Source organism: Vreelandella arctica (assembly GCF_037070215.1).
In the GTDB taxonomy this organism is placed as follows: domain Bacteria; phylum Pseudomonadota; class Gammaproteobacteria; order Pseudomonadales; family Halomonadaceae; genus Vreelandella; species Vreelandella arctica.
This window is the reverse complement of the sequence record NZ_JBANSN010000010.1, coordinates 51,944-66,057: the sequence shown is the minus strand read 5'-3', so window position 1 is coordinate 66,057 and position 14,114 is coordinate 51,944. Positions and strand designations below refer to the sequence as shown.

General features: G+C 56.5%; 17 protein-coding genes. 11 read left to right on the top strand and 6 right to left on the bottom strand.

The window, feature by feature from the left end; translation table 11 throughout:
* The first annotated feature begins 34 nt into the window (after positions 1–34).
* Complete coding sequence (locus V8L70_RS11235; RefSeq protein WP_101147954.1) at positions 35–955, top strand: DMT family transporter; 921 nt, start codon at positions 35–37, stop codon at positions 953–955.
* A 193-nt stretch (positions 956–1,148) separates the two neighbouring features.
* Here the strand turns inward: V8L70_RS11235 and V8L70_RS11230 are convergent, their stop codons facing one another.
* Complete coding sequence (locus V8L70_RS11230) at positions 1,149–1,895, bottom strand: SDR family NAD(P)-dependent oxidoreductase (protein ID WP_198556153.1); 747 nt, start codon at positions 1,893–1,895, stop codon at positions 1,149–1,151.
* A gap of 84 nt (positions 1,896–1,979) precedes the next feature.
* On the opposite strand from V8L70_RS11230, the gene V8L70_RS11225 reads away from it, so the two are divergent.
* From V8L70_RS11225 to V8L70_RS11210, 4 genes are all read left to right on the top strand, one after another.
* Positions 1,980–2,615 (top strand): TetR/AcrR family transcriptional regulator, encoded by a 636-nt coding sequence (locus V8L70_RS11225; RefSeq protein ID WP_008957850.1) that lies wholly within the window; start codon positions 1,980–1,982, stop codon positions 2,613–2,615.
* Positions 2,612–3,013, top strand: coding sequence for a VOC family protein (locus V8L70_RS11220; protein WP_008957851.1), 402 nt, complete (start codon positions 2,612–2,614; stop codon positions 3,011–3,013). Before V8L70_RS11225 ends, V8L70_RS11220 begins: the two co-directional genes overlap by 4 nt.
* A 65-nt stretch (positions 3,014–3,078) precedes the next feature.
* Positions 3,079–3,561, top strand: coding sequence for a nuclear transport factor 2 family protein (locus V8L70_RS11215; RefSeq protein ID WP_101147953.1), 483 nt, complete (start codon positions 3,079–3,081; stop codon positions 3,559–3,561).
* Entirely contained in the window at positions 3,561–4,289 is a 729-nt protein-coding gene (locus V8L70_RS11210; protein WP_101147952.1) for an SDR family NAD(P)-dependent oxidoreductase, read from the top strand. The genes V8L70_RS11215 and V8L70_RS11210 overlap by 1 nt, the downstream gene beginning before the upstream one ends.
* A gap of 129 nt (positions 4,290–4,418) precedes the next feature.
* Here the strand turns inward: V8L70_RS11210 and V8L70_RS11205 are convergent, their stop codons facing one another.
* Positions 4,419–5,162 carry an SDR family NAD(P)-dependent oxidoreductase gene (locus V8L70_RS11205; RefSeq protein ID WP_008957854.1) on the bottom strand — a complete coding sequence of 248 codons (744 nt, stop codon included), beginning with the start codon at positions 5,160–5,162 and terminating at the stop codon, positions 4,419–4,421.
* A 141-nt stretch (positions 5,163–5,303) separates the two neighbouring features.
* On the opposite strand from V8L70_RS11205, the gene V8L70_RS11200 reads away from it, so the two are divergent.
* A complete protein-coding gene (locus V8L70_RS11200; RefSeq protein ID WP_101147951.1) occupies positions 5,304–5,909 on the top strand; it encodes a TetR/AcrR family transcriptional regulator in 606 nt (201 codons plus the stop codon).
* A 2-nt stretch (positions 5,910–5,911) separates the two neighbouring features.
* On the opposite strand, the gene V8L70_RS11195 is transcribed toward V8L70_RS11200, so the two are convergent.
* Complete coding sequence (locus tag V8L70_RS11195) at positions 5,912–6,922, bottom strand: saccharopine dehydrogenase NADP-binding domain-containing protein (RefSeq protein ID WP_232774974.1); 1,011 nt, start codon at positions 6,920–6,922, stop codon at positions 5,912–5,914.
* 2 nt (positions 6,923–6,924) lie between these two features.
* Entirely contained in the window at positions 6,925–7,320 is a 396-nt protein-coding gene (locus tag V8L70_RS11190; protein ID WP_008957857.1) for a VOC family protein, read from the bottom strand.
* Between the two features lie 227 nt (positions 7,321–7,547).
* On the opposite strand from V8L70_RS11190, the gene V8L70_RS11185 reads away from it, so the two are divergent.
* From V8L70_RS11185 to V8L70_RS11170, 4 genes are all read left to right on the top strand, one after another.
* On the top strand, positions 7,548–8,435 hold the full coding sequence (locus tag V8L70_RS11185; protein ID WP_101147950.1) for an AraC family transcriptional regulator: 888 nt from the start codon (positions 7,548–7,550) through the stop codon (positions 8,433–8,435).
* A gap of 74 nt (positions 8,436–8,509) precedes the next feature.
* On the top strand, positions 8,510–9,100 hold the full coding sequence (locus V8L70_RS11180; RefSeq protein ID WP_101147949.1) for a TetR/AcrR family transcriptional regulator: 591 nt from the start codon (positions 8,510–8,512) through the stop codon (positions 9,098–9,100).
* A gap of 486 nt (positions 9,101–9,586) precedes the next feature.
* The gene (locus V8L70_RS11175; RefSeq protein WP_198556152.1) at positions 9,587–10,459 is read left to right on the top strand and encodes a flagellar hook capping FlgD N-terminal domain-containing protein; all 873 of its coding nucleotides are present in this window, start codon (positions 9,587–9,589) and stop codon (positions 10,457–10,459) included.
* A 160-nt stretch (positions 10,460–10,619) separates the two neighbouring features.
* Positions 10,620–11,114, top strand: coding sequence for a hypothetical protein (locus V8L70_RS11170; RefSeq protein ID WP_101147947.1), 495 nt, complete (start codon positions 10,620–10,622; stop codon positions 11,112–11,114).
* Positions 11,115–11,263: 149 nt separating this feature from the next.
* Here the strand turns inward: V8L70_RS11170 and V8L70_RS11165 are convergent, their stop codons facing one another.
* A complete protein-coding gene (locus V8L70_RS11165; protein ID WP_008957864.1) occupies positions 11,264–11,764 on the bottom strand; it encodes an Lrp/AsnC family transcriptional regulator in 501 nt (166 codons plus the stop codon).
* An 88-nt stretch (positions 11,765–11,852) separates the two neighbouring features.
* Here V8L70_RS11165 and V8L70_RS11160 point away from each other — a divergent pair, with 88 nt between their 5' ends.
* A complete protein-coding gene (locus V8L70_RS11160) occupies positions 11,853–13,025 on the top strand; it encodes an MFS transporter (RefSeq protein WP_101147946.1) in 1,173 nt (390 codons plus the stop codon).
* 91 nt (positions 13,026–13,116) lie between these two features.
* On the opposite strand, the gene V8L70_RS11155 is transcribed toward V8L70_RS11160, so the two are convergent.
* On the bottom strand, positions 13,117–14,067 hold the full coding sequence (locus tag V8L70_RS11155; RefSeq protein ID WP_101147945.1) for a DUF808 domain-containing protein: 951 nt from the start codon (positions 14,065–14,067) through the stop codon (positions 13,117–13,119).
* Between the last annotated feature and the right edge of the window lie 47 nt (positions 14,068–14,114).

Genomic DNA, 14,114 nt, shown 5'->3' with positions numbered 1-14,114 from the left:
ATTCTAGAGCGGAATTCATACTTGGAATGCTGCAATGAAGGCCACCGCTGAACCACAAGATAATATCCTACAGGGCATAAGCCTTATCGTGGGGGCTGTCTTTTTCCTGGCGTTGACCGACGCTCTGGTTAAGTATCTGAGTGCCAGTATGTCGCTATGGCAACTCTATGTCATCGCCTCAACACTATCGCTGCCGATACTGTTTGGATTGATCATTGGCCATCCAGGCCCTCGCCCCAGGGTAAAATCACGCCGCTGGGTGGCGATAAGAAGCCTGCTTCTGTTGCTGATGTGGATCGCCTACTACGCAGCACTGCCGCTGATTCCGCTCTCAGTGGCAGCGGTCGCCATTTACACCACACCGCTGTTTATTGCCGTGCTAGCTGCTTTTGGTGCAGGCGAGCATCTTTCACGCCAGGCCTGGCTGGGCATCCTCTGCGGTTTCCTGGGCGTGGTGGTAGTGTTGCGCCCTGGCGGCGACACCTTCACACCTGCCACACTTCTACCCGTGCTTGCCGCCCTCTTTTATGCGCTAGCCATGCTGGTCACTCGCCACCACTGCCAACGGGAGCACCCCTTACTTCTCACCCTGGGATTGAATCTAGCCTTCCTGGCAGCAGGCACTCTCTTCAGTGTGCTGGTAGCAATCAACAGCACAGAAACACTCGCTGAACGCGCGCCATTCCTGTTCGCCGGTTGGCAACCGCTAGACGCCAAAGCGTTATTGATCGTGGGCGCCTACGCCCTACTGCTGATCATTGTGAATACCGGGGTGGCAAGGGCTTATCAAATTGCCCCATCGGCGTTGATCGGCACCTTTGATTACGCCTACCTCATCTTTGCCAGCCTTTGGGGCTACCTGCTATTCAGCGAAGTGCCCGATGCCATGACGTGGCTGGGTATGGGCATGATCTTAATGGCGGGGGTGATGGTGTTACGGCAACGGCGGGTCTGACGCCTATTTCTTGATGAACTACCGAAAAGCCTTCGGTAGTTGCTTAACCAGCATCAACAAATTCCCTTACCACCTCAGTTATTCAAATCATATCTTGAGCCGATTATGGTTTATATTCGGCTCATAGATCAGTCAATGGCAGATAAGGATAGCAAGGAACTGTATGGCTCTATCCGACGGTGCTGGTGCCTCACTATGTCTGTGAAGCGCCACCATCAGCAAACAACTCCACCCCGTTGACATAGCTGGCGGCATCGCTGGCCAGAAAGGCCGCGACCGAGGCAATCTCCTCGGGTTCACCGATACGCCCCAGCGGGCTTTTGGCTGTCAGAAACGCCATGCCTTCCTCAGCGTGCTCGCCGAATGCCTCGCGCAATGAAGCCGTGTTGGTGGGCCCAGGGCTCAGGATATTGATGCGAATACCCGTTCCCTTCAGTTCCGCCACCCAACTGCGCACCATGTTGCGCACGGCTGCCTTGGTGCCACCGTAAATGCTCATGGTTGGCCCTGGGTCTATTGAGGACGAGGAACCAACGATCACGATGCTGGCACCGGAGCCCATTAATCCCATCGCTCCCTGGACGGTCAGCACCACGCCTTTAACGTTGGTTGAGAACTGCTGGTTGATCTGTTGCTCCGTGATTTGCCCAAGCGGTGCATGACTACCGCCACCGGCATTGGCCACCAGGGTATCGATACGTCCGAAGCGGTTTTTCACAGACTCATAGAAAGACGCCAAGCTCGCAGCACTGGCGACATCAGCCACTATCCCCGTAGCGCTGCTGCCCAGCCTGTGTACGGCCTCATCCAATACCGCCTGCCGCCTTCCCGTTATCACGACATCGGCTCCGTCATCGATCAAGCGCTTGGCGATGGCAAACCCGATACCACTACTGCCACCGGTCACAACAGCAACGTTACGGTTCATATCTTGTTTCACAGTATCACCTTTCAGTTTGTAGTAGTCACTAAAGCAATGCTATAGTGACCACTACAAACCAAAGAGTCAATCGGTATCGTCAACATGAAAAGCAAACCATCCAATACAGGTACTGGCGAACGTGTGGCAGAACGCTCACCTCGACGCCCCTTCGACAGAGAGGCGGGCGTTGCCGTTGCAAAAGATCTATTTCACGAACGCGGCTACGACGCGGTAGGAGTTGCCGAGCTCACCCGTGCACTGGGCATCAACCCGCCTAGCCTCTACGCCGCCTATGGCAACAAGGCGGGGCTGTACGAACGCTGCCTGGCGATCTACGTGGCAGAAGCCAACCTGCCGGCCGACAAGATCCTGACGCCCGACCGGCCCTTATCAGCAGCAATCGATGATTTACTGCGGCAAGCCGTCCGGCTCTACACCAAGTCGAAAGCCAAGCGTGGCTGCATGGTGGCTGAAGGCATGCGCGCCGATGATCCTCAGGCCCGCCAACTGGCGAACGCCTATGGCGATGCAGCGGCGGACTTTATCGAGGGCTACATCAAGAGAAGTCAGCCGCACCAGGCACAACAACTAGCCGATTACGTCGTGACGACACTGCAAGGTCTCTCAGCAGGCGCGCGCGCTGGCCGCTCCAGGGCTCGCCTGCTTGCCGTAGCCGAACTGTCTGGCCAGGCCTTCGAGACCTTTCTTCACACACCTGATGAGAGCAAAAACGCATGAGTATTCTTGACCATGTCGAGTTCGCCGTACGTGATGCGGAAGTATCGCGATGCTTCTACGAACAGGCGCTTGCCCCGCTGGGGTTCACCCGCATCATCACCGTAGGGCCAGACCGCACACGCAGCGGCGGCACACGGCACGGTTTTGGGATGGAGGGCTACCCAAGGCTATGGATACACGACAACGAACTACCGGGCGAAGGCCTCCATATCGCCTTCGCCGCAGCAAAATGGTCCATTGTCGATGCGTTTTATCGCGCCGCGCTGGCAGCGGGTGGGGAGGATAACGGCGCACCGGGCATTCGCACCCACTATCACGACCACTACTACGCCGCCTATGTCCTGGATCCCGATGGCGTCAATGTTGAGGTCGTCTGTCAGCAGCCATCCGAGCGTTGACTCTTCAGCCTCTTGAGGACAACCACGCTATATACGTAATCTCTTTAACTCTGTGAAGGAAGACTATGACCACTCCCGAAACCACGCTTACTGCTCTCGACCGCCTAGTGATAGAGAGCGAGGTTCGCCGCCTGCTCGCCGCCTATGTCCACAACCTGGATATCGGGAAGGTCGACGCGAACGCCGAGCTGCTCGCGCACGCCCAGTTCAAGGTCATCGATACCTATGTCACAGGTCGCGACGACATCGCGAATTTTCTCCGCACGAATCTCCAGTATCATGTGGACGACACCCCGCGGACCTGGCACTCCGTCTCGAACGTTCTTATCGATATCAAGAGCGCCACGAGCGTCAGCACGGTCAGCTATTTCACTGTCCACCAGGAACTTCCCGGCTTTCCGCTGCAGCCGATCGTGACTGGCCGGTATGTTGACACGTTCGAGCATCACGACGGCGCATGGCGTTACGCTTCGCGCGAAGTCGACCCGCGCCTGTTCGGTGACATCAGCCGCCACGTCGCCGTCCCGGTCGAACAGGCGGCCAAGTGATGTCTGGAAAGCGGCAAGCCCTGGTCACCGGTGCCAACAAAGGCATCGGCTTAGCCATCGCCAGGGGGCTCGCGCAGGCAGGCATGTCGGTCTGGATGGGGGCGCGCGACCGCACCCGTGGAGAAGCGGCGGTCAAAACCCTTCTCGATGAGGGACTAGACGTCCGGTTCCTCGATATTGACGTTGCCGACGAAAGCAGCGTTCACCGCGCGGCGGATACAGTCGCGCTTGAAGCCAGCGCCCTGCACGTTCTCGTGAACAATGCGGGCATCATCATCGACCCGAAACTGCCGCCGAGCGAGGCCCGGATGGAGGACATCAAGGCCACTTTCGAGGTGAACCTCTACGGTCCGATCCGGGTCACGCAAAAGTTCCTTCCGCTACTCAAGGCGGCGGGTGGAGCGCGGATCGTCATGATGGGCAGCGGAGTGGGTTCGCTCGCCCTGATCACCGATCCGACGTCCATTTACTCTAGCGTCAATTTCATGGACTACACGACGTCGAAGGTCGCGTTGAGCGCCGTCACGGTTGCATTCGCGAAGGAACTTGAGCCGCTCGGCATCAAGGTCAACGTGGTCGAGCCCGGCAATGTCCAGACCGACCTCAATGGCAACGTCGGTGCGCTCACGCCGGATGAAGGCGCAGTGACTGCGATTAGGATGTCATTAATAGGCGATGACGGCCCCACCGGTGGCTTCTTCGGAAGCAACGGCCGCCAGCCCTGGTAATTGCACGATTCGGATAGAGCGTTGGCAGACATAAGCGTGTCAGCTTTCTATCGCCACTTCAGGAACGGGCCACCGATCTGCTGATCCATCTGCAGATCGAGGCGATAGCAAAAGGCTTGGCCCATGCGGTCACACTTGAGAGGCGCCGCCGTCTACGAATAACTCTATGCCGTTGGTGTAGGCCGCCTCGTCGCTTGCGAGGTAGGCGACTGCATGCGCAATGTCTTTCGGCGTGCCGATCCGGCCGACCATGCTCTGCCCCTTCATATATTCGAAAGCCGCTTCAGCCTGCTCTGGCGGGAAGAAGTTCTCAAGGCTTTCCGTGTGAACCGGGCCAGGACTGACCACGTTGATACGAACGCCGGAGCCTTTAATGTCTTGGATCCAGGCTCGAACAAGAGTGCGCACTGCGGCTTTCGATGCACCGTAGACGCTTAGACCAGGCGCGGGATTGATCGACGAGGTGGAGCCCACGATCACGATCGAGCCGCCGGAAGTCATCAGCGGGAGTGCCGACTGCACCGTGAAAATGACACCCTTGACGTTGGTATCGAACGTCCTGTCGACATACTCTTCGGTGAGTGATCCAAGAGGAATGATCTGCCCGCTACCTGCATTGGCCACGAGAATATCGAGGCGACCATGATCGCGCCGCACAGTTTCGTAGAGCGCGTCGATTTCCGCGACATTCGTGACGTCCAGAACGACAGAAGAGACGTTTGGTCCAATACTTTGAGCTGCTTGCGCCAGCTTCGCAGGGTCGCGACCGGTGATGATGACGTGGGCACCCAACTGGGCGAGATGCGTGGCGATGCCAAGGCCGATACCTGAAGAGCCGCCTGTCACCAAAGCTACTTTGTTTTCGAAGTGCATGGATATTCCCTCTGATTGAGTATAGTGGTCACTATATTTGGCATTAAAACGGCGCGCAAGTACTATGTAGTGATCGATAGCAGAACGTAGCGATCGGTAACAGAACTCTTGCTTTGCTCTTCATTTTAGGTAGCCGTTGCCATGGCCAATCAGTCCATAAAAATCAAGACCGCCCGCACGCGCAGGCCTGCGTTCGACCGTGAACAAGGTATCGAGACCGCGCGGGCGCTCTTTCATGCACGAGGATATGATGCGGTCGGGATCGCAGAGCTTACGCAGGCACTGGATATCGTGCCGCCAAGTCTCTATGCCGCCTACGGAAGCAAGTTGGCACTGTTCGAGCGTACTTTGCAGAGTTATATGGCGAAGCAAATGCTGCCGCTGGACAAGATCCTTTCCTCGGATGCTTCCCCCGCTGAGGCGCTTACCGGCCTGTTCGTTGCCGCAGCGAAACATTACACGCGCGACCCGGTGTTGCGCGGGTGCATGGTGACAGAGGCAATGCGGGCGGACGACCCGCAAGCCGCGGCGTTGGCTGCCACGCTGGCCAAACCCATTAGCGGAGACATTCATGGCTACATCGCCAACTTCTGCCGCTCGGGAGATGTCGACCAAATCACCGACTATGTCCTACTCACGCTGCGCGGCCTCTCTTCCTATGCCTGTCTTGGGCTGCCTCAGCAAAAGCTCGTTGGGTGCGCAGAGGTCGCCGGGCGCGCTTTGGACGTTGAGTTCGCTTCCAGCTAACGTCAATCCCCATCCTCGCTGGGCGTAACGTCGATAATCCGTGTATCGGCGATGCTCTCGGCAAAGCCGTTGCCGAACAGGCCCGCAGGGGTCTGGAAGCCAGGCTGCACCTCACCTGCAAGTACTCGCCGGGCTGCCTCTGCCGCCGCCATGGCCGTGAAGGTGTAACCGTTCACCGTATCAAGCACCGAGCGCGCCACCGAACCGTCCATATCGGTCACTTCGACAACCGCATGGTAGCGGTTCGCCGCCCGCTCATCGGAACTGGGCCCCGCTGGGAGTTCGTTGGCGTCTCCATCGGGGAACGCACCCGCCGCCACGTGCACGAAGGTTTCGATATCACGCACGCCTGTCGCCTGGTGAAGTGTCACGAGATCGGGCAGCGTGACAGGGAACGACGATAGCGGGCCCTCGCCAAAATCGAAATCACGCACCTCCTCTGGGCTGCGTGCAACGAGTTCGCCGCCAACCAGATGAAGCGTCTCCGTCGTGATGTTCTGGCTCGCGCTGGTCACCGACCCTCTCGACATTCCCCCCGCCACCTGCAAGGCGATACTGATCGTGCGGGGATGGGTGACCCGCGCCACGGCATGCCCCGCCAAGCTTCCCAGCATCGCGACGCTACCACCGCTTCCCGGCAGCAGCATCACACCCGCAGCACGCGCCTGCCCGTCGAGCGCCAACACCTGCCGGTAGGTATCGAGTTCGGCCGAGAAATCGAGGTAGTGCACGCCAGCACGAATGGCGGCCGACATCAGCGGCTTGGCCGTGTTCATAAAAGGCCCGGCGGCGTTGAGCAGAACAAAGATGCCTTCAAGGCCCCTTGCGATTGCCTCCGGATCATCGAGCGAAAAGAGCCGAATATCAGCGCCTAAACGCCCTGCCAATATGTCCAGAGACTCACGATCCTTCGCACGCCCTGCGACAACTAGGTGAATACCTGCGGATGCAGCGTGCTCCGCCGCCATGCCACCGGTGTAACCGGCGGCGCCATAGATCATCAATGTTTTCATGGTCAGTGCTGCCAGCTTTTGTAGACAAACTCTAGGGTGTAGCCGTCAAGATCCCTGACCTGCGCGGCGTAATAGCGGGGATCATAGTGGAGCTGAGGCCCAGGCGGGTGGATCGCTGTGGCGCCCGCTGCCAAGGCTTCGGCATAGGCGGCATTGACCTCCTCTTCGGACGCTGCAACGAAGCCCACATGCACCGCGCCGGGCGCCGCCTCTCCCTGCTTTAGCCAGAAAAACACACGCCCCTTGGCACCGAACCCCTTCAGATCAGGGTGGCCAGGCGGGCCATCATGGCCGTCAAAGTCATGCCGGTTGGTAATTCCCAAAAGGGGTAGCACCCGCTCGTAAAAAACGATGGAGCGCTCGGTATCGCTCACCGTGAGGAAAATATGATCAAGCATGGGTCACCCCTTTAGATGGCATAGCCACCGGTAAGCGCAGTGCCGTGCTTGCGCCGATCCCCTGGCTACCTCCGGTAATGACGATAGTGCTCATGTGACGCTCCTGTGAGATTTAGTCTCCCCATGATAGGTACCCGCTCACCTAACGGCCCGCCTGTTCCTACCGAAATCCTGCCTATTTCTGCTTTTCGCTTGCCTCTGCTCCTGGTCTGGCATTCAATAGCGCCATGGAAGAACAACTCAACGAACTCCGCCGTCTGGCTGCCCATGCACAAAACCGCCGCACCGAGACCGGTATTCCCCGGGTGGCGATGGTGCAAGGCGCCATTCCAGAACACGAGCTTGCCGCCGTGTACGACCCCATGGTCAACCTGATCCTGCAGGGCAGCAAATCCATGACCGTGGGCGGGCGTACCCTGCACTACAACCCCGCGACCTATTTTGTGATGTCGGTTGACCTGCCTGCGGCGGGGGTTGTACGCAGTAGCGACTCGGGAGAACCCTACCTCGCGGTGAGCCTAACCCTAGACGCTAGCCATCTGGCAGGCCTGCTATCGGAACTGCCCAATGCTGCAAGCAGCGCCGGGCATACAACGGGGTTTTCTGTGGCAGCGGTGACGCCGGAACTGCTCGATGCCTGGGTGCGCATGTTGCGATTGATGGAGCAGCCAGCCGACATTGCGGCGCTGGCACCCGCCTACGAGCGCGAGATTCTTTACCGCGTGCTTCAGGGGCCAATGGGCTGGATGCTGCGCGACATCGCCACACCAGACACCGCCCTGGCACGGGTGCACCAGGTCATTCAGCGACTTCGTAACGATTATGCACGGCCCTTACGGATGGAGGCACTGGCCAAGGAAGCAGCCATGAGCGTCTCTGCGTTCCACCGTCATTTCAAAGCCGTGACGGCGCTCAGCCCCTTGCAGTATCAGAAGCAGGTGCGGCTACTTAAGGCGCGGACACTACTGATTTCCACTGGCTACAGTGTCACGGAGGCAGCTCACGAAGTGGGATACGAAAGCTCCACGCAGTTTGGCCGGGAATATGCCCGCACTTTCGGCCGGCCTCCGGCGAAAGATGCTGCGCGGATTGTTGAGCAGATGAAGTCGAGGTAACTTAGCGCGCCACATCCTCTCAATTTTACGTCGGGCTTCTTGACAGCAAACCTACTAGAAGGTAGGTTTGGCGCATGACTAAACTGACTAACACTTCTGACGAAATCATCCGCTGCGCGCGCACCTTGATCATTGCGGGCGGATATAACGGTTTCAGTTATGCTGATATTGCCGACGTTGTCGGTATTCGAAAGGCAAGCATTCACCATCACTTTCCCAGCAAAGTCGATTTAGTCCGAACACTATTGCAGCTTTATCGTGAAGAAGCGAAAGCGGGGTTGGCTACAGTAAAAAGCTATAATACCGACCCAGCAGACCAACTGCGCGCCTATATCAACTACTGGACGGCGTGTATTGGCGATCCCACGAGCAGCTTTTGTGTGTGCGCATTACTCGCGAGCCAAATCCCGGTGTTACCCCCAGAGATTGTGGTTGAGGTGAGGGCTCATTTCCGAACGCTATCGACGTGGCTGGCCTCTGTAATAGAGGAAGGGGCGATGCAAAATGCCTTTTTACTTACCGGGACCGCGCAATCTGAAGCGGAAAGCTTCATGGCGGCCGTGCATGGCGCCATGCTGTCGGCAAGAGTCTACGGCGACGAAAAAGTATTTAGCGTTGTTACCGAACCCTTAATCGAACGACTTATCAATGATCAGGGTAAGTAAAAAGGCAGTTTTCATTTATCGACTTAGCCTACCTACTAGAAGGTAAATATCACTAACCACACTCCGATGGGTTCTCCCAATATATCGCATCCAGGGTAACTTCAATTCGTCCTTTCACCCTACCTTCTAGTAGGAAGCTAATGTGAAAAATATGCGAAGAATTCTATCCGAATCATTCTCGGCGCTACTGTGGGGATGAGCTAGAGAGGAGGATCGACGGAAGCGGCCGCTATGACGAAATGAACAGCGTGGACTAGATGGTATGGCACTTCGCTTCGTTGAGGCTATGGGTACACCACGAACGAGCCATTAATTTAGCAATAGGAGCGAGATGACGATTATGACTGGATATAACGATACGAATTTCCTCTTGCCAGCAAAGGAAATGCCATACGGCAGCGGCTTAAGCCTGCCCCTCGCGGTAGCTATCTTGCTGATTTCCGTTTTGCTAGCAGCATGTCTCATCAGTGCCAGGAGGTGGATCGCATGATGTACCCAATTAGCAGCTCACCCGTAGCAACAATGAAAACTTCCCACACGGGGACAACAAGAACCAGCGCCCATGGGCAAAGAGGGATTAAAGTATCAGAGGAGCCGTTCTTCCCCCTGCTGGCTGCGCAGATAAAACACCAAGATGCTCTTAAGCCCGTGGATTCCTCCAACGCAGTGTCGCAGCCCTCCTCCCTATCGGAGTTGGCTGCGTTTCAAGAGACTGATAGCACACAGGAACGCAGCGACAGAATCCCGCCCTCAGCGGAAAGTGGACAGTTTCTCGCCTTCCTGAACGAGCAGATAAAACACCAGCAGCTTCTTGAATCAAAAGGCTCCTTCGACTCAGTGTCGCAACTGGTCACCCTCTCAAGGTTGTCTATATATCACGATACGGGCAGAGCGCCGAGACAGTGCCATTCCCATCCAGGCAGCGGCATCTTTGATGCCAGTTGGCTCAATTGCGACACTATTGCGCTTCAGGCCACCACACCACCTCTAGAGGAAAGATATGCTGAGCAGTTTCTGAAGGGCGGCAAATGGGATGCTGACGTTATTTTCCTAGCGGCTGAAAAAACCGACCTACATACGCCCCCTCTTCAGGCGCCTGCAGCACTCGATCAAGCGCTCGCTTGGGAAGCCTTCATGGATGACGTTTATTATCCTGACCCGGTGAGTATCTCTATAAATTTGAGCCACGCCTGGGCCATTGGCGTGTGGATTCCGTTCTACAACCCCGCCCTACCCAAACGAACAGGCGCCAAATCGAAACGCCGGTCATCGCCTTCCCGCCTAACTGAGCATTGGATATCAAGTAGACACAACAGCCTGGAGCAAGACGAGCTGCCTGCTGGGCTTGCTGCTCAATGAAATAAATAAGATGGCCAACAGCACCTTCTCCTAAAACAGAAACACGCACTACCTCGCAGCAAAGCTGCGTCTTACTAACTACCTGCTACACACTATCCACTACACGCTACCTACTAGAAGATAGGTATAGAGTATTTTAAATTATCATAAGGAACCCTTTATGGACATTTCACCTCTTGGTTGGTTACACACTATGGGAAGCCTTCCGGCCATTCCTCTCGCTATCTATATGCTTGTTAAACATGGTCGAGTTGCCCCCAACACCAAGGCAGGTCGCGCTTATTTCTGGTTCATGTTGCTAGGCGCGCTCACGGTCTATCCTATTGCGCATCAGCCCATAAGCTCGATCGTTGCCACCATCACGCTCGGGGTGGTTTTGTTGGGATATGGTATCGCCAGGTGGCCCAAAACGAAGCGATTCGGCAAATATGTCGAAACTGTTTTACTGAGCATCAGCATTTTCATGTTAATGATCCCCACCGTCAGTGAAAGTTTGAGGCGGCTACCTGTCGGAGATCCACTCGTGACTAATCTGGATGACCCGCTATTGCTCGGCGTACAAAGCGTACTGTTGTTTGCACTCATTCTTGGTATTCCGTTGCAGCTGCGGGCGCTCTACAAACAACAAGCGCTTCAAAATAGGCTGAACAACTAAGGTAAATAAGTTCTAAGTTGCGTGGTTACCGACTCCCTCGGCTGTATCGTTCAAGGCGAGGGGTAGATCAGTGTCCTGCCAAGGGCACCACCTCAAAGATACTCTTCTGGCTCGCCGTCCCCCTTCCATCATGCTATCGAGCGGGCTACCTAATCTGGCGATGGGCCTCTTTCCAGGAAGGTTGAAAGCGCAATGTAGCTGCGGACAGACCTGACCCCTTCAAGGCTCTGAATCTCCATCAGGAAGTCCTCAAGCGATTCGGTGTTAGCAGCACGTACCTTAATGAACACACAGCCATCTCCTGCCACGGTGTGCAGCTCTTCTACTTCGGGTCTGTCGGCAAAGGCCAGTAGTTTGCGCGTGGCGCTGTAGCTGCTGGTATCCACCAGCAAGAAAGTCAGCAGCGTTCGGCCAAGCTTGCAGCCATCCAGTATGGCGACGGTGCCCTTGATGACCCCATCACGCTTAAGCCTTTTTACACGGTCATGCACAGCGGGGGCGGAGAGGTGCACGATTTTGCTGAGTTCTGCGTAGCTACGCGACGCATCTTCGGCGAGCGCGCCTAATATTTTTCGGTCAATTGAATCAAGTTCAGCCGGATGATGCTTTATCTGCCGAATAGCATCTGTTTCTTTATCTGACGGCACCATTATCGTTTTACCTCCGAATATTATTTTCAATAAAATAAATATAACCGAACCACATTCGATTGAAAATATCATTTACGGAGACACTATTATGCCATTAGCACTTTTCGCGTTAGCGATTGGCGCATTCGGTATCGGAATGACGGAATTCGTCGTCGCTGGCATCCTTCCCCAAATCGCCAAGGATTTCGGCGTCGATATACCCACGTCAGGTTTAATGGCCACCACCTATGCGTTAGGCGTGTTCGTAGGTGCGCCCATCCTGACGATTCTAGGCGCCAAGGTGCCACGTAAAACGATGCTTATTAGCCTCTCTCTCATCTTCACGCTAGGTAACGTGATCACGGCAGTGGCGCCGACGCTCCCCATCGCGCTGGCGGGCCGTATTTTAACGGCGTTCAACCACGGCACGTTCTTCGGCATGGGCTCCATCATCGCCGCCTCGCTGGTCGCGAAAGACCGACAAGCAAGTGCCATCGCCTTCATGTTCTCCGGGCTAACGATGGCCAACCTGTTCGGCGTTCCTGCTGGCACCTGGCTCGCGCAAGCCTACAGCTGGCGGCTAGTGTTCTGGTTGATCGCCGGGATCGGTCTTATCACCGTCCTCAGCATCGCGCTGCTAGTGCCCCAGATCAAAGCGGGCAAGGCAATCGCCTTGAAGAGTGAACTACGTGCCTTCGCAGACCCCCAGGTGCTGCTCGCCATGGGCATTACCGTCTTCGGCCCTGCCGCCTTCTTTACCTCTATTACCTACATCGCCCCAATGATGGTCGAAGAGGCAGGTTTTACCGACACTGGTGTGGCAAAACTGATGGTTCTGTTCGGGTTGGGTCTGGCGGTTGGCAACTGGATAGGTGGTCGCTTTGCTGACCGTTCACTTTTCGGAACGCTGTTTGTGACCCTTGCCGCGCAGGCGGCGGTACTTTTCGTCTTCTGGCTGGGCGTTGGGAACAGCGTTGTGGCCTCGGTCTCTGTCTTCCTTATGGCCGCCTTTGGCTTCGCCACCGTCTCCCCGATCCAGAAACTGGTGATGGACCGTGCCAGCCAAGCAGGAGCGCCCACCATGGCAGCGTCGGTGAACATCGGTATGTTCAACCTGGGTAATGCCATCGGGGCATGGGTGGGTGGCGCGACGATTGCCGCCGGGTTCGGTTTGGCCTCTCCAAACTGGGCGGGTGCCATCCTTTCGCTGATCGCTTTAGGCTTGGCTGTCATTGCCTGGGCGAGCGCCGGTCAGCAGTATTCAGCGGCACTGGCAAAGTAAGGTCACGAGAAATACCTTCACCCTATCTCACAAAAATGCCCGCCTTGATGGCGGGCATTTAGATGCCTGATACTTACTTCCCGGCGCGCACCTACTCGGCATGCGCCTTCTTGGTGGGAATGAGATGCAGCGCCCCCACCACCACCGAGCCCACCAAAAAGCCAATCACCGCAGAGCACAGCGTATTGAAGCTCCAGCCCAGCGTGCCGCCCAAGGCACCGGTGGCCTCGCTAATGCCTAGCTCAATATGGTGTACCCACTCATAGGGCGCGTTGAACCAACCCGTGCCATCGGCACCCAGATTGACCATCAGGATATGCCCGCCCACCCAGAGCATAGCGACGGTGCCCACGACCGAGATGGTCGCTAGCACCTTGGGCATGGCCGTCACCAGACCACGGCCCAGGGTCTGCATGCTCGAACTATCCCGCTGGGCGAGCTTCAGGCCGATATCATCCATCCTGATCAATAGCGCGACCACGCCATACACCAGAATGGTGATGAAAAACGCGACCACCACCAGGCTCGCCAGCTGTGACCAGAAGCCTTGATGGGAGACCGTGGCCAGCGCGATCACCATGATTTCAGCAGACAGAATCAGATCGGTACGAATGGCACCACTCACAATCTTCTTCTCGGCTTCCGGCCCCTGCTCTACCGCTGGCTTATCCTCATCATGCTTGCCGGAAAGTTTATGCCAGACTTTCTCCGCGCCCTCAAAGGCTAGGTAGGTGCCGCCTATCATCAGGATGATCGGCAATAGCGACGGCAAAAAGTGATTCAGCAGCAGCGCCACCGGCAGGATAAAAATCAGCTTGTTGCGGATCGACCCCAGCGCGATCTGCTTCACAAGCGACAGTTCACGCTCCGCTGCCACCCCCTGCAGATATTGCGGCGTCACTGCCGTATCATCCACCACCACTCCGGCCGCCTTCGCCGTCGCACGCCCAGCGGCGGCACTCACATCGTCCAGTGATGCTGCGGTCAACTTCGCCAATGCGGCAATGTCATCCAGTAATCCTATCAAGCCGCCTATGGCCATGGATGCTTCCTCCGTGAATAACAGTTGCAGATAGTAAAGCACACAGC